Below are 18,158 nucleotides of genomic sequence, written 5' to 3'. Positions count from 1 at the left end.
GGCCCATTCATGGCCGATGTGGGTGGCCGCTGCCAGGAGGAAGAGATGGGCCTGTTCCGCCGAGGACCGAAGCGGGATTCCCGCGAACTGGCACGCGACGGGGAGTTCGGCTTCTTCTCCGAGCGGGAAGGCGGCGTCTTCAGATCACAGGTCCGCCAGGCGTTCGCGGAACAGGGCCTCGAAGTGACCGTGTACGCGGGCCTGGTCGCCGACTCCGCGGGCCGCCAGTTCGGCCTCGGCAACCTCGCCGCGGTGTGCCATCGCGACCGGCGCGGCGAGCGCAGCTGGCCCGCGCTGATCCGGGATCACGTCGGAAAGGTGCTGCGGACGATGGACGGCCCGCAGCCGCTGGAGATCCTCAGCGAGGACGAGATCCGGGCCTGCCTCTACCCCCGGGTCGTCGCCCAGGAGACGCTGCCGGCCTCGGACTCCTTCCGCTACGGCCGGGAGCCGGCGCCGGGGCTGCGCGAGGTGCTCGCCCTCGACCTGCCCGAGGCAGTGCAGATGCTGAGCGAGGACTCGCTGACCGACCTCGGCGACGTGGCCGAGCTGCGCATCCGGGCGATGAACAATCTGCGGGCGCTGCCCGTCGAGGGGCATGAGACGGTGCGCCGCGGCGACGGTTCGGCGTTCGAGGTGCTGCTCGGCGACTCCTTCTTCACCGCGAGCCGGGTCCTGGTGCTCGACGAGCTGGTGCAGCGGATCATGGGCACCGGGCTCACCGCGGACGGTGCGCTGGTCGCCATGCCCTTCCGGCACCAGCTGGCGTTCCACCGCATCCACGACGCCCAGGTCATCCCGGCGTTGCAGGCCATGGCGCAGTTCGCGGCGGCCGGCCACGAGGACGCGGCGGGCGCCATCAGCCCCAGGGTGTTCTGGTGGCGCCGGGGCGTGATGACCCCGCTGAGCGAGCCGGACGGCGAGGGGCTGCGGATCGTGGTGAGCGGGGACTTCCAGGAGCTGCTGGACCGGTTGGTCCAGGACGAGCCCTGACCGCCGGACAGGGCGCCGACCGCCGACCGGGCCGCGGCCCTGCTCGGGCGACGCCCCCGCGCACGTCCCGTACAAGATTTTCTTGCCGAATCTCCACCGCGGGGGAACCGATGCCGTCCGACGCCCGTTTGTCTAAGTGAGGCCCCACGCTCTCCCCCGTGCGTGGGGCCTCACCACTGCCCGCGGGCCGCCGCCTCAGTCCCCGAGCCGGGCCCGCTCCTCGTCGCTGAAGAGCCGCGAGCGGATCAGGAAGCGGACCCCTTCGGGCGCCTCCAGCGAGAAGCCGCTGCCCCGCCCCGGTACGACGTCCACGGTCAGATGCGTGTGCCGCCAGCGCTCGAACTGGTCCGCCGACATCCAGAACCCCACCGGCTCCGGCACCCCCGCCACGCTCAGCCGGGCCAGCAGCACATCCGCCGACCCCGTACGGAACTCCCCGGCGGGGTAGCACATCGGCGCGCTGCCGTCGCAGCAGCCACCGGACTGGTGGAACATCAGCGGCCCGTGCTGATCGCGCAGCAGCCGCAGCAGTTCGCTCGCCGCCGCGCTGAGGGCGATGCGCGAGGCACCCTCGGCCACCCCGGTCGTGGGGGCGGCCGCCTCCCACCCGTCGCCGCAGCCCATCAGAACCGGCCCGGCGTGGTGCCGAAGCAGCTGGCCTGCGGGTTCCTCGTCTCACAGCGGTACATGTGCCTCTCCTGTCCTGACCGGCCGGATCATGACCACCGGGCCGCCGATGGGCCCCGCCCAGTTAACTCCCGGCAAGGTTGCGAGGTGGTTGCACCCCACGGCGGGGCCGTGCGGGCGGGTGAGCCGTGTCTCACCCGGGCGGTGCCCCTTGTCTATGCAACTCGTTGCATAGAAGTATCGGGGTATGGCGCTCGAACACGCGATCCTCGTCTCCCTGCTGGAGAAGCCGGGCTCGGGCTATGAGCTGTCCCGGCGGTTCGAGCGCTCCATCGGCTACTTCTGGACCGCCACCCATCAGCAGATCTACCGCGTCCTGAAGCGGATGGAGAGCGACGGCTGGATCGATGTCCGCGAGGTGCCGCAGCAGGGCCGGCCGGACAAGAAGGAGTACTCCGTCGCGGCCCTGGGCCGGACCGCCCTCTCCCAGTGGCTGCACGAGCCGATCGAGCCCGAGAGCGTCCGGCACGAGCTCGCGGTGAAGATCCGCGGCGCGGCCTTCGACGACCCCGCCGCGCTGATCCGCGAGGTCGAGCGGCACCACCAGGCGCACACCGACCGCCTCGCGCACTATCTCGCGGGGGAGCGGCGCGACTTCACCGGCCCCGAGGCCCCCGACCCGCTGGACGCCGGGCAGGAGCTCCAGCACGTCGTGCTGCGCGGCGGGATCGCCTACGAGCGGATGACCCTCGCCTGGCTCGACGACGTCCTCGCCACCCTCCGCCGGCTCGGCTCTCAGCGCTGAACCGGCGCCCCGTCCCCGACCCATCCGACTTCCCAGCCTCCGTTTCCCCGCCCCAACTCCCGAGCCGGAAAGGCGAACACCCATGGCCGACCCGCTGCTGTTCAACCCGCGCACCTACGACCCGGCGCACTTCGACCCCGAGACCCGCAGGCTGCTGCGCGCCACCGTGGACTGGTTCGAGGAGCGCGGCAAGCGCCGGCTGATCGAGGACTACCGCTCCCGCGCCTGGCTGGCGGACTTCCTGGCGTTCTCCGCCAAGGAAGGGCTGTTCGCGACGTTCCTCACGCCCGCCTCCGCCGCCGACGGGCAGCAGGACAAGCGCTGGGACACCGCCCGGATCGCCGCCCTCAACGAGATCTTCGGCTTCTACGGCCTCGACTACTGGTACGCCTGGCAGGTCACCATCCTCGGCCTCGGCCCGGTCTGGCAGAGCGACAACGCCGCCGCCCGCGGCCGGGCGGCCGAACTCCTCGACCAGGGCGAGGTGTTCGCCTTCGGCCTGTCCGAGAAGACCCACGGCGCCGACATCTACTCCACCGACATGCTGCTGGAGCCCGACGGCGACGGCGGCTTCCTGGCCAGCGGCTCCAAGTACTACATCGGCAACGGCAACGCCGCCGGGCTCGTCTCCGTCTTCGGCCGCCGCACCGACGTCGAGGGCCCGGACGGCTATGTCTTCTTCGCCGCCGACAGCCGCCACGCGGCGTACCAGCTGGTCAAGAACGTCGTCGACTCCTCCAAGTACGTCAGCGAGTTCCGCCTGGAGCGCTACCCGGTCGGGCCGGACGACATCCTGCACACCGGCCGCGCGGCCTTCGACGCCGCCCTCAACACCGTCAACGTCGGCAAGTTCAACCTCTGCACCGCCTCCATCGGCATCTGCGAGCACGCGATGTACGAGGCGGTCACCCACGCGCAGAACCGCATCCTCTACGGCCGTCCGGTCACCGCCTTCCCGCACGTGCGCCGCGAGCTGACCGACGCCTATGTCCGCCTCGTCGGGATGAAGCTGTTCAGCGACCGGGCCGTCGACTACTTCCGCTCCGCCGGTCCCGACGACCGCCGCTACCTCCTCTTCAACCCGATGACGAAGATGAAGGTGACCACCGAGGGCGAGAAGGTCATCGACCTGATGTGGGACGTGATCGCCGCCAAGGGCTTCGAGAAGGACACCTACTTCGCCCAGGCCGCCACCGAGATCCGGGGCCTGCCGAAGCTGGAGGGCACGGTCCACGTCAACCTCGCCCTGATCCTGAAGTTCATGGGCAACCACCTGCTCAACCCGGCCGAGTACGCGCCCGTGCCGACCCGTCTCGACGCGGCCGACGACGACTTCCTCTTCCGGCAGGGACCGGCCCGCGGGCTGGGCGCCATCCGCTTCCACGACTGGCGCGCCGCCTACGACGCCTACGCCGAGGTGCCCAACGTCGCCCGCTTCCGCGAACAGGCCGACGCGCTGTGCGAGTTCGTCACCACCGCCGCCCCCGACGAGCAGCAGAGCCGCGACCTCGATCTGCTGCTCGCCGTCGGCCAGCTGTTCGCGCTGGTCGTGCACGGCCAGCTGATCCTGGAGCAGGCCCGCCTGACCGGCCTTGAGCAGGACGTGCTCGACGAGCTGTTCGCCGTCCTCGTACGCGACTTCTCCACGCACGCCGTCGAGCTGCACGGCAAGGACTCCGCCACCGCCGAACAGCAGCGCTGGGCGCTGGGCGCGGTCCGCCGCCCGGTCGTCGACGACGCCCGTTCGCAGCGCGTCTGGGAGCGCGTCGAGGCCCTGGCCGGGGCGTACGAGATGGCGCCGTAGCCGCCCCCGGGCAGCGGCCCGGAACGGGGGGCCGGATCGGCCGAGCACATCGGCGACCCGGCCCCCCGGAACCGGTCGGAACGGACCTGGCTACAGACCCCGAACCGATCAGAACAGACCCTGCGTCAGCGCGACCGAGTCCGGAACGGCCACCTCCTCCGGCGCGCTCAGGGGCATGATGCCCAGGATCTGCTGGGTGACGTAGTGGGCCGACATCATGGCGCCCTCCTGCCATCCGGGCAGCGGCGAGACCTGGTCGCCGGTGACGAAGAACGCGTCGGTGCCCTCGGGCTGCAGCAGCTGCCGGTACGCCTTCTTGTGGCTTGCCTCCTTGGGTTTCCAGGCCGCCCAGCCGCCCAGCTGGTAGGGCACCTTGTGCCAGGCGATGGAGACGCCCAGCTCGTCGGGGACGAGCTTCTTGTCCGCGAATTCCGGATGCAGCTCGACGGCGCCCTTGCGGGCCAGCTCCAGACGCTTGTCCGGTGCGCGTTTGCCGAGGGTCTCGGCGGCGCTCCCGAAGTTGTAGGCGCCGGTCAGGGTGCCCTTGTCCGAGAAGTAGTCGTGGGACGGATACCACATCTGGGTGATGTTGTGCCCGGTCCAGCTGATGCCGCCGTAGATCCCCTCGGTGTCGTCGCAGCTGTCGAGGTCGCCCTCCCAGAAGCGGCGGTTCGCCTGCCAGCCGACCTTGCAGGTCTTCTCGAAATCCACGACCTTGATCGCCTTGAGGAAGGCATCGGAGAAGCGGGTCAGCTTGAGCTTGCGCAGCACCGGGATCGGGATGTTGCTGACGCAGTAGCGGGCGCTGTCGTGGAACTCGCCCTCGCCCTTGCGGTAGGTGAGGGCGACGCCGAGGCCGCGTGGGTCGAGCTCGATCTCACGGATCCCGGCGCCGAGCACGATCTTCGCGCCGGCCCGTTTGGCCTCCCGCGCCAGCGCCTTGACGATGTGGTCCATGCCGCCGACCGGCTGGAACATCGTGGCCTGCCACAGATAGTCGACGGGCTGGTAGAAACGCGCCTTCCAGAAGCCCGAGTGCACCAGGTCCTCGAACGACAGCGGAGGGGCCGGTTGGGGCCACTCCTCGATGCCGGGCCCGTCCAGGTATCCGGAACGGGTGGAGCCGCGGTACTTGCCGTTGGTGTCCAGCGCGCCGAACACCCGCAGCAGGTCCCGCAGTTCGCCGGTGAAGGCGTCCGTGCTCATCAGCGTCTCGGAGAACTTCGCCGCGAGATGGCCGCGGGTGTCGTTGGCCACCCGCCGGTTGGGCCAGGTGACCTCGGCACCCGGCGGGCGGACGCGGTTCGCCGTGGTCTCCATGACGTACGGCTCCAGCTCCACACCGAAGTCCCGGCAGTACTTGAGCACCCGGCGGTGGTGGTACGGGATCCGGCCGGGCCCGAGGTTGAGGTACAGGCCCTCGTCGAACGCGCAGGTGTGCGTGTGGGTGACGTCGCCCTTCTCGTCGAGCTCATAGAGCTCGTCGCCCCGGCGCGCGGTGCGGTTGCGGCCGCCGACGCGGTCCTGCGCCTCCAGGACGGTGACCTGGTAGCCGAGCATGCTCAGTTCGTAGGCGGCGGTCAGGCCCGCGACGCCGGCGCCCAGGATCAGCACCTTCTCGCCCTCGCCGGGGCAGCCCTCGGGCCGTACGGTCCCCGTCCAGCCGGTGGCCTCCGGTCCGGACAGACCGCTCATGGCGTGCCGGAGCGCCTTCGCGGAGCCGTCGACGGTGGCGTCCGCCGCGCCGCGTCGCTGTTTCTTCGAGTCGGTCATGCCGCGCTCCCTTCCGACGGTGCGCCGCCGGGCGGCGGACAGTTCTCGGCGATCTTGTACTTGAGCGCCTCGGGGTAGTCCCGGCGCTCGAACTGCACCCGTACGACGACCGGACCCTGGTTGATCGGGTCGGTGGGCTCGGCGATCTGCTGGAGCAGCTCTTCGAGCTGGTCGTGCGTACGGACGGCGAAGCCGTGCATCGGGTGCTTGGCGGAGCCGAAGACGTCCGCCAGGTTCTCGTACCGCCACGGGTGCAGTTCGTTGTAGAAGTCGGCGCCGTCGGACGGCGGGGGCGGCGTCCCCTCCTTGTAGAAGCAGGGATGGACCAGCATCTGCTCGATGCCGTAGAAGCCCTCGTTGTCCAGGACGAACACCACCGGGCGCAGACCGTGCCGCACATGGGTGGACATCTCCTGGCAGGTCTCCTGGAACGAGCCGTCGCCGACGAAGACCAGCGGCCGCTTGCCCGCGTGCTGCCGGCCGAGCGCCACCCCGGTGGCCGCGCCGACCGAGTAGCCGATGGACAGCCAGCTGTTCTGCGCCACGTACGAGGCGCGCTCGGCCATCCGCAGATTCATCGACCCGATCAGCGCGAACGCCGCGTCGGACACGACGGTGAACGGATGGGTGCGCTCGCCCGGAGGCTCGCCGGTCTGCGACTCCAGGAAGGCGTTGATGTGCCGGAAGAAGCTGTCGTACGTCACGTTCTCCGGGTACACCCCGCCGATCTGGGCGTCCAGGAAGGCGGTGGTGGTCGCGGGGACGTCGAGTCCGTCCTTGCGCGCCAGGGCGAAGTGGTCCGCCTCGAACGCGCCGGCGCCGAAGTCCAGGACCAGGCGCCGGCGCAGCGCGGGGATGAACTCGGCGAGCTGCACATCGGGGAAGTACGAGGCGCCGACCTGCACCCCCTCGTGGGCGGCGACCGCCCAGTCGTCGCCGATCGACCGCTTGCCGCCGAGGTTCTTCGAGGTCGCCCAGGTGCCCAGCCCGATGCGGCAGCCCGCGTTGTGGAACATTTCGGCCACGCTCGGATCGCTTGCCTTGCCGTTGTAGACCCCGGAGAAACCCGGGGTGTACTCCGAGACCACGGACTTGGCGCCGATGGTGGTGCAGAACGGGATGCGGGTCTCGCGCACCAGCTTCTCGAACTCGTCGGACAGCCGGAAACGGTCGATCTCCTCGCCGGCCCACAGGATCGGGGGCTTCTCCTGGCTCCGGATCAGGTCCGCGCAGGCCGTGACCGCGCGGTCGAGCATCTTCGCGTTCTGCGGGGTGACCGGCCGCTGCTGCCGGGTCAGACGCCCGCGCGGCGCGGCGCACCGCGCCTCCCAGACGTCCTCCATGACCTCCAGATAGACCGGCCTGCGGTGCGAGAGGCAGGCGGTGATCGCGCTGTCGATCTGGGTGGGGGCCAGGCCCGGGTGGGAGATGGCCTGGGCGTCCACCGTCACCTGGCGGTAGACGTCCAGGTTGCTCTCCGGGCGCTGGGACATATGCGAGGTGAGCAGGCCGATCGCCCGCTGGTTGAGCCACTGCTCGTAGGTGGGCCCGGCGTTGATCGCGATCAGCGGCACATACTCGGCGAAGCCGCCGCCGATCGCGTTGAGCAGGTTGAACGCGCCCACGCTGTAGGTGACCGCCACCGCGCCGATGCCCTGCTCGCCGAGCGAGATCTCCGCATCGGCGACCTTCACCCGCGCATAGGCGTCCGCGGCCTGTCCCGCGCCGCCCTCGGTGGGCGTGCCCACCCAGCGCACCTTGGTCTTGGCGTGCAGGGTCGTAAGGAACGGGCCCAGGTGGTTGCCCGGGACCCCGAACAGATGGGTGATGCCGAGCTGTTCCAGCCTGATGGCCAGGTACTCGGCCACCGTGCAGGTCTGGGACGTGGTCATGACGTCAGCACCTCCTCGCGCTTACGGTCCGGTGCCGCGGCGGCGGACCGGCGCTCCTGGGGCGCCGCGGCCAGCCCGGCGACGACCTCCTCGGCCGCGTTGGCCTCGTTGACGGCGAGGGCGGCGCGTACCGCCGACTCCACCGCACCCTCGATCCAGGCGTGCTTGAGCGAGACGTGCTCACCGGCGAAGTGCACCGGCCCCTCGGCCCGTACCGCGTCGAGGTGGAAGCTGGTCATCTGATGCGGGGTGTAGACCGCGGCCTCACCGCAGGCGTACGGGTCGCGCAGCCAGCTCTGGGTCTGGCCGGCGCCGGTGAAGAAGACCTCGATCCGGCGGCCGTGCACGGACTGGAGGTTCTCCAGGGCGTAGCCGTAGCGCTCGTGGTCCTCGAAGGAGTCCCAGCGGGCGGCGTCGTCCGACCAGGAGTAGCCGGCCAGCACCACGCCTCCGGGGCTCCCGGGAACGGGGTGGGAGGGGTAGTACATGAAGCGGTTGGGGTTGTCGGTGGTGGAACCGCCGCCGTAGGCGTTGGTGGCCGGCCGCACCCCGCCGCGCAGCGAGGAGTTCCGGTAGTACTCCACCTGCTTGCGGCTGATCCGCTTCTCGTCGACGCTCGGATGCGCACCGAGCAGCCCGGTCGGCAGATCGCGCACGCTCTTGGGCAGCGCCACCGCGGCCTCGGCGTCGTCCTCGCCCCACTGCTGGTAGTACTCGTACAGACCCGGCGCGACGGCGTCCAGCTCCCGCTTCCAGTCCGCCTCGGTGAACTCCCACCAGCGGCGCGAGAACTCCAGCAGCACCTTGGTGGCCTGGTCGTAGTGCGTCTCGATGATGGCGCGGCGCTTCTTGTAGGAGAACGCCGGCGAGACGGCGGCGAACCGCAGGCTGGAGAAGGGGATGGTGACGATCGCCAGGTCGCCGGTCCAGGTCTGCACCTCGCCATACGGGTCGCTCTCGGGCACGGTCTGGATGGCGACGGCGGGGCCGCCGGGCCCGGTGAGCCCGCCCTGGTGGCCGTCGCGGCCCGCGTCGTAGTACTCCAGCCGGACCATCCGCTGGCCCATCACGATCTCGTCCCGCAGGTTCTTGGCGAGCGCCTCCGGGAGCTTGCGGCTGCCGCCCTCGATCTCCCAGTACGTGGCGGTCGGGTCGATGTCGCTGCGGCCCAGGAAGCTGTGGAAGAACGCCAGGTGCAGTCGCGACGTCATGTTCTCGATCGTCCCGATCGCCTCGATGGCCTCGTCGCTGAACCCGGCGTACTCGCGCAGGAAGCGGCCCATCGCATAGCCGTCGAAGTCGCGGATGACCGCGGCCCAGCCGTCCAGCCACTCCTTGAAGGGCTTGTTGACCCGCGTGCCGTCGTCCTGCCGTACGGAGTAGTAGTCGCGCACCGGCTCCAGGGCCTGGTTGACCATGTCGCCGACGGTCATCCGCGCTTCGCAGCCGGTGAGTTGGAAGCCCTCGTTGATCTGGGACGGGTCCTGGGCGTACTGGGCGCGCCGGGCCTGGGAGCGGTTGGTGCGGATCCAGGTGTGGTTGCGCTTGACCGGCTCCTTGAACTTGGGACTGGGCGCGCCGTTCGTCCAGACCGTGTTTTCCTTGAACGACTTGTAGACCACCGGCGGCACGGGCGCGGTCTGGTTGCCCGTCGACGGATCGATGTCGACGTTGAAGAACAGCCGCCGCTTCAGGCCGAGCTTGTCGATCAGGGCCAGGGTCAGCGGGTGGAAGCTGGGCAGCCGCATCGCCCCGGCCTCCGCGTACTGCGCGGGGTCGGTGAAGGGCGGCGGCTGGCCCTTCTTGGTGTGGAAGGTCTTGATCCGGCCGCCGACCCGGTTGGCGTTGGCCTCCAGGATCGTCACATCGTGTCCGGCGCGGGTGAGCAGATCACCGGCTACCAGGCCGGCGATGCCGGCGCCGACGATCAGGATGCGTTTGGGGGAGACGGGGGGTGTCAGTCCCTTGTCGATCAGGACGTCGAGGTAGCGCAGCTTGAGGTCCTCGTTGCCCGGATCGGGGCCGACCAGCAGCAGTTCGCGGGCCAGCTGCTGGTAGGTCTTGTCGTTGGCGCGCTCGACGCCGGTGCGCTCATCGCGGATGTCAGGGCGGTTCTTGGTCATGGCGGCTCAGACCTTCTCGTGCAGGGACTGGTTCGCGGCGAGCCGCCGCAAAGTCGAAAGGGAGGGGGTGAAGGCGTATACGGCACCGGTGGTCTGTACGAAGCGGTCCATCGACACGGTGCCTTCATGGCCGTCGGCCAGCACGATATGGGCGTCTGGGCTGCCGGCAGCGCCCTGCTTGAGGGTGCCGGTCACCTTGTCGATGCCGTTGGGCGCGCCCTCCGTGCCGGGAACGAAACCGGGGTTGTTCGACCAGGCGCGCTGTACGAACTCGAACTGCCGCTCCAGCGAGGTGCCGTAGCACACGAACATCAGACCGCGGTCCGTCGTGTCATGGCCTCCCGTGTACGCGGGGCCGTAGGGAATGCCGCGGCGCATGATGCGGTGCCGCTGGGTGGTCTCGAAGTGCCGGGGATGGGTTCTGCGGATATGCGCGGCGCACGGGGTCTGTCTTCCCGCACCGTCGTTCTCATAGGTGAAGTCGTTGCCGCCCGGACCCACCCCGGTCACCGGGTTCTGGCCCTGCGCGAGGGGCGTACCGTCCTTCTTGCGGCCGACCAGGCACGCGCCCAGCAGATCGGGCGAGACGGCGTGCGGCTGGAACGTGCCCGCCTCGCGCACCACGGCCTCGTTCCAGCCGGCGACGTCCTGCCGCAGCCGGCGCACCACCTGGAGGGATCCGTTGTCCATCCACGAGGGCGCCTCGGGCGGGGTTCCGCTCTCGCTCCTGTGCCCGAAGACGAACTCGCCCGGTTCGACCAAGGTGGCGCCCGGACGGTTCTCCCGGAATCCCGGATTGTCCCGGTCCTCGCGATGGAATTCCTTGACGCCCGGCTGGGAGATGCCGTCCTTGTAGCCGAAGTGCTCATGGCCGCGCAGATCGCCGGCCAGGGTGCGGCCGTCGTCCTGATGGACCAGCGTCACACCGTGCGCCGAATCCGCGGCGGCGATATTGCCGAGCTTGTCGTTCAGCGCGGATTCGGTGTCCGCGGCCACGATCAGTACGGCGTGCACAGCGGTGCCGTCCGCGCCGAACCGCCAGTTCTCGGGGGCGCTCGTACCGTGGTCGCCGAGGTCCGCCGCCCGCGCGGCCGCGCCTTTCACGAAGGACCCGAAGGGTGCCAGGTCCTGCTTCACCCTGTCGGGCTCGCGGACGACCTGGAGCAGGCCCGGGAAGGTTAACGACACCCCGACCCAGGTGGCGGTGAGGGACGGGTCCTGGCCCCAGGCCCGGCGGGAGAGGGAGAACTCCTCGTTGAAATCCTCGACCGCGGCGGTCACCGCGACCGTGTTCAGCATGACGGACAGCCAGCCGCGGCCGCCCGCGCCGCCGTCGTCCGGGAAGCGCATATAGCGGAAAGCCATGTAGTCCTTGTTGAACGCGGCCAGGATATTGCCCTGGATTTCTCTGGACCGGCGCAACGGTGGTTCTGGAAGCTGCTCGATATCAGGCGCGGCCACAGGGCGCGCTGAAATAGTCGTCACTGCTCTCCTTTGGAAATTCGGATGCCAGGCGCGCAGGAGGGGATGCGCGCGCACACGCATCCGGCTCCCGGCACCCGACGGCGACATGGATGGGGAAAGAAGCACAAGGGCACACCAAAGCCAGCCGGTGCACGGCCTGTGGCGCCAGCCCAGCACCGGATCGGCCACCCCGCAGAGGCACCGGCGCCAACCGGAGTACAGGACCACCCGTCCCGGTGACCGGCCGCGACCGGACGTGCGACGGACGCGGTGACGGGAAGGTCCCCGGCGTCGAGGCCGAACGCAGGGACCCCGGTTTCGGCGACTGGCAGTGCGACGGGGAGGCCCCGGACGGCGACGCCGACGTGGAACTCCAGTTCAGCCGGGACAACACACTCCGCCGAGCGGCTCTGCGACACCGCCAAGGCACTCTCCGCCAAGGCGACGAAGAACATCGCGAGGAACCTTGTGAAGAACGCCGTGAAGGACCTCGTGAAGGACCTCGTGAAGAAGTGAACGCGGTCGGCGCTACGGCACCGCCTCGCCGTGGCGGGCCCTCATGCCGACGTGGACCACACCGGGCGCCACCAGGTCCAGCGGCCCATCCCGGCATTCATCGAGACATGTCCGGAGTGCCGGCGCGGTCGGCAGAGAATCTCCACGGAAGCGTCACAACCTCTACCTGCGGTCTTCTGCGGGTGCCGTTAGCGTTGCTGGCCGCTCGACCCCGCGTTCGAACGTGAAAACAGATCGCCGGCGTCCCTGGCGACGCAGCACAGAAAGCTCGCAGATGGACTACTGCTCGTCGTGCCGTCGAAACCTCAATGGGGCACTCGTATGCCCGGGATGCGGTGATTACGCCCCGGACATAGCCCCGAACGTCCACCGCGACGGCTCCGTGGCCGCCACCGCGGCGACGTGGGAAGCCTGGGACGCATGGCAGACCGAGGTGGCCGCGGTTCCCGGATCCGAGGCCGGTGGTCTCCACTCCGGTGCCGCGCCGGTGGACGGTGGCGGCTATGAAGAGGCCGCGCGCGCGGATGCCCCGGATGCCGGTCCGGAGAGCGGTCCGGCGGCCGCCGCCACCGGTCAGGGGCGGGCGGCCCGGCGCCGGCAGCTCGCACGCTGGAAGAAGCACAAGCGCCGCGCCGTGGCGGCGACGGCCTTCGCCCTCGCCGGCGGTGCCCTGACCGTGGCTCTGCTGCCGGACAAGGCGTCCAACGGCCAGACGCACGCGTCCGCGGCGCCGGACCCGGAGGGTGCGGCCAAGTCCCATCCCCTGGCCACCGATGGGGCGGAGCAGCCGGAGGAGCGGGCTTCACGGCACCCCGGCGCGCGTCCGCCCATGACCGCCGACCGGCACAAGGACACCGGCGCCGCCACGCCTCCGCCCACCGCGACGCACCGGCACCCCGACGGCGGATTCACCGCCCAGCCCTCCGCCCCTGCGAGCGCGGCGCCGCACAGCGCGCCCGCGCCGGCCGCGAGCACCCACACCGGGAACGGCGGCGGCGACGGCGGCGGTGACACCGGTGGTGCCGGGTCGGCGCCGGCAGCCGCCCCCGCATCCGGCTCGCACTCCGACACCGGCTCCTCCTCCGCGCACGAGGAGCCGGCGGCCACGCCGACCGCCGAGCCGACCTCGCCGTCGGCCGACCCGGCGTCGCCGTCACATGTGTGCCTGCTGGGCGTCGTGTGCGTCGGCTGACGCCCTCCCTGCCGCCGCCCGCCCGTGCTGCTGTCGGCCCGAGCCGCTGCCCTCGCGGGCTGAGCGCTGACGGCTGACAGCTGACGGGCGGCACACCACCCCGGCCCTGGCGCCGCCCCGACGCCACCTTGGTCCCGCCCCGGCCCGGCACCGCTCGGACTCCGCTCCCGGGGCCGCCGAGGCGGGCTATCGCCCGCAGTTCATGTCGCGCTCCGGGCGCTGGCCCGTGGCGAGGAACGCGGTGACCTTGCGGTCGGCGCAGGCGTTGCCGTTGTCGAGGTAGACGCCGTGGCCGCCGCGCTCGACGGTGACGAGGCGGGCCCGGTCGCCGAGGGCCCGCCGCATCTTCAGGGCGCCGAAGTACGGGGTGGCGGGGTCCCGGCGGTTCTGGACCATCAGGATGTTGGACGGACCCGCGGCGGTTATCCGCGTGGGCCGCTCCGTGGGGGCGTTCTTCCAGTAGGCGCAGGGCGTGATGTTGGCCGGCATACCGGCCGTCAGCGGATGCCGAACGCGGTCGTCGGCCACCGCGCGCCGGTACCCGGAGACCGAGCCCGGCCAGCGCACGTCGTTGCAGATGACCGCGACGGTGACCGCGGCGTCCTCGTCCCGCAGGGGCTGGGCGAGCTCGGCGGGCAGGACCGGCTTCTCGGCCGGGTTCCGCGCCGCCTGGACGAGCCGGGCCAGCGGGGCGAAGGAGACATCGTCGAAGAGGGCGTTCTGCAGCGCCTGCCGCAGGCGGTTGCCGGTCAGCGGGACACCCGCCGTCGTCGTCTCCTTCGGCGTACGGTCCAACTTCGCCGCCAGCGCGAGGATCAACGGCCGTATGTCCTCGGGCCGTTGGGCCAGCCGCAGGCCGTCGGCCTCCCGGGCCGGGGCCGACGCCCAGGCCGCGAAGTCGGGGAGGCGGTCGTCGGCGCCCGCCGCCATGTTCACCAGCCAGCCCCGTGCGACCCGCGCCGGATCGGGGTCGCCGTTGCTGTCCAGCACCCAACGGTCGGTGCGGTGGGGGTACTTCTGCGCGTAGACGGCGCCCACATAGGTCCCGTACGAGACGCCCCAGGCCGACAGCTTCTCCTCGCCCAGCGCCTGGCGGAAGCGGTCGATGTCGCGCACCTCGTTCGCGGTGGAGAGACTGCGCAGCACGGCGCCTCCGTGACGCGCGCACGCCTCGGCGATCCGCCGCGACCGTGCGACGTTCTCCTCGATCCCGCCGTCGGGCTTCGGCCAGGACCGCAGATGCACCAGATGCCGGTCGTCCGCGTCGAGCCCACAGCTCGCGGTCGTGCTGGCGCCCACCCCGCGCGGATCGAAGCTGACGATGTCGTACCGGCCCGCCGTCTTCTTCCGCAGCGCCTCCCCCTTCTGCCGCAGCCACTCCACCCCGGAGCCGCCCGGTCCTCCGGGGATCATCAGCAGCGTCCCGCGCCGCGCCGCCGGCCGATCGCTGCGGATACGGGACACGGCCACGGTCAGCTGCGGTCCCTTCGGATCGCGGTAGTCGAGCGGCACCGGCAGCTCGGCACACTCCTGCCCGGCGGCCCCACCGGGCTGCGCACAGGACCGCCAGCCGAGCCCGGGTGCGGCGGCGGCAGTCTCGGCCCGCGCCTTCGGGGGAGCGGCAGCGGTCAGCGTCATCGCGGCGGCGGTGGCGGAGAGGGTGAGGAGGAGAGGCAGCGGACGAAGGAAGTGAACGGAGCGTCTGCGGAGGCAAGTCGTCATAGGACAAGGGTTGTTGAGCCGCCCCCCTTTGCCCATGCGGCAGGCCCGACGACGGTGGTGGGGCTAGCCCCCGCCACCGAACGGTGAGCACCGGAGGGCGCCGCGGAGTACGGCGCCGCTCAGCAGTGCTGGACCAGACGGAATTCATGCTCCTCGGGATCGGACCAGGGCGTCGTTGTCGCGTCCTACTCCAGGAACCCCGCTGTGGTTGCCGCGAACCGTTCGGCGTCGTCGAGCCACGGATGGTGTCCGGCCCCGGGCTGGACGACGAGTTCGGCATCGGGGAACAGTCCGGCGAACTCGGCCACCGTGGCGGGAGGGGCGCCCGGATCGACCTCCCCGGCCAGCAGGAGGACCGGCGAGGCGAAGCGGGCGAGCGCGGTGCGGGTGGCCTCCGGGGTGAACGCGCCCTCGGCGCCGAAGGCGGCCACCACCTCCCTGTCCGTCCGTTGGTCCGCCGCAGCCTGATGGGCCTGCGCCGCCTCGTCCCAACGGCCGTACGAGAACGGGGCGACGGCCTGCCAACTGCCCTCGGTGGCCTGGCCCGCCGCGATCGCCTCCAGGGCCGCGAAGGCCGCCGGGAACCACGGTTCGTCCCGGCGCAGCCGCGCGGTGGCGAGCCGGAGCGCGTCACTGATCGGGATGCCGACGGCCCGGACGCTCGGTGTGATCAGCGCGAGCCTGCGCACGCGTTCCGGATGGCGGCTCGCGTACAGGACGGCCGGATTCGCACCGGCGCAGTGCCCGAGCAGGTCGATCCGGTCCAGGCCGAGGTGCTCGCGCAGGGCCTCCACGTCCTCGACCAGCCGGTCGCAGCGGTAGGAGGCGGTGTCCACCGGGACGGCCGACCGACCGGTGCCCCGGAAGTCCAGCCGGATCAACCGGCGGTGTGCGGCGAGGCCACCGAGGTCGCCGAGGTACGCGGAGTCCGTCGGCCCCCCGGGCAGGCAGACCACGGGACGGCCGTCGCCGAAGACGTGGTAGGCGAGCGGGGTTCCGTCGTACGCGGAGAAGGTGGGCGAGACGGACTCGGACGTCGTCTCCGAGATGAGATGCATAGGGTGTGGGCCTTTCGGGATGCCTGTGGGCGCTCCCAGGGCCACCTACGTCAGATGAACCGCACAGCCATGTGGGAGGAGAGCACCCAGCCTGATACAGCGGTAATGGGTCTCACCTCCTAGGTCGGTCATGTGCACGGCGACGGTATCAGGTGATTGCCCCGGCCCCCGTCACCGGTGCACCCTGAAGGTCCTATGAAGACAGGCATGTTGAGCGCTCCCGGGGCCGAGATCCACTACGAAGTGCGCGGATCGGGTCCGCCGCTGCTGCTCGTCAACGGCGGTGACGGCGACGCGGCCATGTTCGCGCCGCTGGCCGGCCTGCTGGCGGACGGCTTCACCGTCGTCACCTACGACCTGCGCGGCAACTCCCGCAGCCGCCTCACCGGCCCGTCCCGGGCGCAGCGGATCGAGGACCACGGCCAGGACGCCCACCTCCTGCTCGGCGCGGTCGCCGGCGAGGAGCCGGCTTATGTCTTCGGCACCAGCTACGGCGGCATGATCGGCATGGACCTCCTGGCCCGGCACCCCGGCCAGGTGCGGGCGCTGGTGGCGCACGAGCCGTTCGTCATCGACCTGCTGCCCGACGCCGACCGCTGGCACGCCCTGTTCCAGGAGGTGTACGAGCTGTACGAGCGCGAGGGCACAGGCCCCGCGATGCGGAGGTTCACTACGGAGATCGGCGTGGACGGACCGCCGGAACCAGCGCAGAACCTGCCCGTACCGGTGCAGCAGATGTTGGCGCGCATCCGCGCCAACATGGAGACCTGCCTGGCGTACGAGCTGCGCTCGTTCGTCCGCTTCAGGCCGGACGCCGAGGCGCTGCGCGGCGGGCCGTTCGCCCTGGTGGTCGGTGGCGACGGACCCGAGACGCTGCTGCACCGTACGACGCGGGCCCTGGCGGAGCGGGTCGGCACCGGGATCGTGGAGTTCCCCGGCGGGCATGTGGGCTTCCTGTCCCACACGGCGGACTTCGCCGGGGCACTGCGCAAGGCTTTCGGGGCCATCGGGGCCATCGAGGTCATCGGGGACTGAGCGCAGGCATCGATCCGGCCTGCCGCACCGGCCCCCGCCGGGTGGCCGAGAACAGGTGGATCGCCGGGCCCTCGCCCGCCACCCGGTCCCTATGCTGACGGCATGATCGATGTACCGCTTTCAGCGTTGGAAGTCGCGATGGTCCAGACGGGGACCCGAGCCGTGAAGACCCTGCGCGACACCACCGCCTTCGCGCAGGGGATGGAACGGCTGGGCTACCACCGGGTCTGGTACGCCGAGCACCACCACTCGCCCGCCATCGGCGCTTTCCCGCCAGTTGTGCTGACCGCGCACTCCGCCGCCTCGACCTCGGCGATCCGCCTCGGTTCGGGCGGAGTACTGGCGCCCAACCACGCCCCCCTCGCACTGGCGGAGCAATTCGGCACGCTGGCCGCCCTGAACCAGGGCCGCATCGACCTGGGCATCGGCCGCGGCCCCGGCACCTTCGACGAGGCCACCGCACGGGCCCTGCGCCGCGGGGCCGGACCGACGACGGACGCGGAGTACCGCGACGACGTGGCCGCGATCCTGGCCTTCCTGGTCGACGAGGTCGCGCTCGACCCGCTGCCGGAGCCGTGGCTGCTGGCCTCCAGCACCGCGGGCGCCGCTCTCGCGGCGAGCCTCGGCCTGCCGATGGCCCTCGCGCACCACATCCGGCCGGAGAACACCCCGGCGGCGCTGGAGCGTTACCGGGCCGACTTCACCCCGTCCCGTTGGTGCGAGCGACCTCGGGTGCTGCTGTGCGTCGAGACGGTGTGTGCCGAGACGGAGGAGGAGGCCGTGCGGCGGGGCGGACCGATGAACGTGGTCAAGGCCGGCCTCCTCAAGGGCCTCAGCGAGATCCCCTTCCCCACGCCCGAGGAGGCGGCCGCCCACCCCTTCACGGCGGACGAGCGCCGGGCACTGGCCGCCTTCCGCGGGCAGCAGGCCGTCGGGACGCCCGAGACCGTCGTGACCCGGCTCGCGCAACTGGCCGAGGCCACCGGAGCGGACGAGCTGATGCTGACCACCCCCGTCTACGACCTCGACGACCGCATCCACTCCTACGAACTCGTCAAGAAGCACGTCGAGGCCGCGAAGGCGCCGTAGGAAGCACGCGTTGCAGGGACGCAGGAATCACTCAGGGCGCCGTCCGGACGGGCGGCGGCCGGGAG

Annotated in this window: 13 protein-coding genes; 6 read left to right on the top strand and 7 right to left on the bottom strand. The window is 71.1% G+C overall.

The window, feature by feature from the left end; genetic code table 11:
* Nucleotides 1-45 precede the first annotated feature (45 nt).
* Nucleotides 46-993 (top strand): DUF1444 domain-containing protein, encoded by a 948-nt coding sequence (locus ACZ4NB_RS34390; protein ID WP_467666980.1) that lies wholly within the window; start codon nt 46-48, stop codon nt 991-993.
* 195 nt (nt 994-1,188) lie between these two features.
* Here the strand turns inward: ACZ4NB_RS34390 and ACZ4NB_RS34385 are convergent, their stop codons facing one another.
* Nucleotides 1,189-1,617: a DUF779 domain-containing protein gene (locus ACZ4NB_RS34385; RefSeq protein ID WP_467666966.1), complete on the bottom strand. Its 429-nt coding sequence runs from the start codon at nt 1,615-1,617 to the stop codon at nt 1,189-1,191.
* Nucleotides 1,618-1,867: 250 nt separating this feature from the next.
* Here ACZ4NB_RS34385 and ACZ4NB_RS34380 point away from each other — a divergent pair, with 250 nt between their 5' ends.
* A complete protein-coding gene (locus ACZ4NB_RS34380) occupies nt 1,868-2,425 on the top strand; it encodes a PadR family transcriptional regulator (protein WP_467666965.1) in 558 nt (185 codons plus the stop codon).
* Nucleotides 2,426-2,507: 82 nt separating this feature from the next.
* A complete protein-coding gene (locus tag ACZ4NB_RS34375) occupies nt 2,508-4,229 on the top strand; it encodes an acyl-CoA dehydrogenase family protein (protein WP_467666964.1) in 1,722 nt (573 codons plus the stop codon).
* A 108-nt stretch (nt 4,230-4,337) separates the two neighbouring features.
* Here ACZ4NB_RS34375 and ACZ4NB_RS34370 read toward each other — a convergent pair whose 3' ends face one another.
* From ACZ4NB_RS34370 to ACZ4NB_RS34355, 4 genes are read right to left on the bottom strand one after another with little or no spacing between them, the layout of a single operon-like run.
* A complete protein-coding gene (locus ACZ4NB_RS34370) occupies nt 4,338-6,002 on the bottom strand; it encodes a flavin monoamine oxidase family protein (RefSeq protein WP_467666963.1) in 1,665 nt (554 codons plus the stop codon).
* Entirely contained in the window at nt 5,999-7,894 is a 1,896-nt protein-coding gene (locus tag ACZ4NB_RS34365) for an alpha-keto acid decarboxylase family protein (RefSeq protein ID WP_467666962.1), read from the bottom strand. The genes ACZ4NB_RS34370 and ACZ4NB_RS34365 overlap by 4 nt, the downstream gene beginning before the upstream one ends.
* The gene (locus tag ACZ4NB_RS34360) at nt 7,891-10,017 is read right to left on the bottom strand and encodes a flavin monoamine oxidase family protein (protein ID WP_467666961.1); all 2,127 of its coding nucleotides are present in this window, start codon (nt 10,015-10,017) and stop codon (nt 7,891-7,893) included. Before ACZ4NB_RS34360 ends, ACZ4NB_RS34365 begins: the two co-directional genes overlap by 4 nt.
* Before the next feature lie 6 nt (nt 10,018-10,023).
* Nucleotides 10,024-11,439, bottom strand: coding sequence for a Dyp-type peroxidase (locus ACZ4NB_RS34355; RefSeq protein WP_467666960.1), 1,416 nt, complete (start codon nt 11,437-11,439; stop codon nt 10,024-10,026).
* A 601-nt stretch (nt 11,440-12,040) separates the two neighbouring features.
* Here ACZ4NB_RS34355 and ACZ4NB_RS34350 point away from each other — a divergent pair.
* Nucleotides 12,041-13,189 (top strand): SCO2400 family protein, encoded by a 1,149-nt coding sequence (locus ACZ4NB_RS34350; RefSeq protein ID WP_467666959.1) that lies wholly within the window; start codon nt 12,041-12,043, stop codon nt 13,187-13,189.
* 186 nt (nt 13,190-13,375) lie between these two features.
* Here the strand turns inward: ACZ4NB_RS34350 and ACZ4NB_RS34345 are convergent, their stop codons facing one another.
* Nucleotides 13,376-14,911: an alpha/beta hydrolase gene (locus ACZ4NB_RS34345; protein ID WP_467666958.1), complete on the bottom strand. Its 1,536-nt coding sequence runs from the start codon at nt 14,909-14,911 to the stop codon at nt 13,376-13,378.
* 185 nt (nt 14,912-15,096) lie between these two features.
* Nucleotides 15,097-15,969: an alpha/beta fold hydrolase gene (locus ACZ4NB_RS34340; RefSeq protein ID WP_467666957.1), complete on the bottom strand. Its 873-nt coding sequence runs from the start codon at nt 15,967-15,969 to the stop codon at nt 15,097-15,099.
* 207 nt (nt 15,970-16,176) lie between these two features.
* On the opposite strand from ACZ4NB_RS34340, the gene ACZ4NB_RS34335 reads away from it, so the two are divergent.
* Together ACZ4NB_RS34335 and ACZ4NB_RS34330 are read left to right on the top strand one after the other, a co-directional pair.
* Nucleotides 16,177-17,004, top strand: coding sequence for an alpha/beta fold hydrolase (locus ACZ4NB_RS34335; RefSeq protein WP_467666956.1), 828 nt, complete (start codon nt 16,177-16,179; stop codon nt 17,002-17,004).
* A 102-nt stretch (nt 17,005-17,106) separates the two neighbouring features.
* Nucleotides 17,107-18,093, top strand: coding sequence for an MsnO8 family LLM class oxidoreductase (locus ACZ4NB_RS34330; RefSeq protein WP_467666955.1), 987 nt, complete (start codon nt 17,107-17,109; stop codon nt 18,091-18,093).
* The last annotated feature ends 65 nt before the right edge of the window (nt 18,094-18,158 follow it).

Source organism: Streptomyces sp. NPDC026575 (assembly GCF_055567415.1).
The sequence above is the reverse complement of the archived record's forward strand: the minus strand, read 5'-3'. Positions and strand labels throughout refer to the sequence as shown.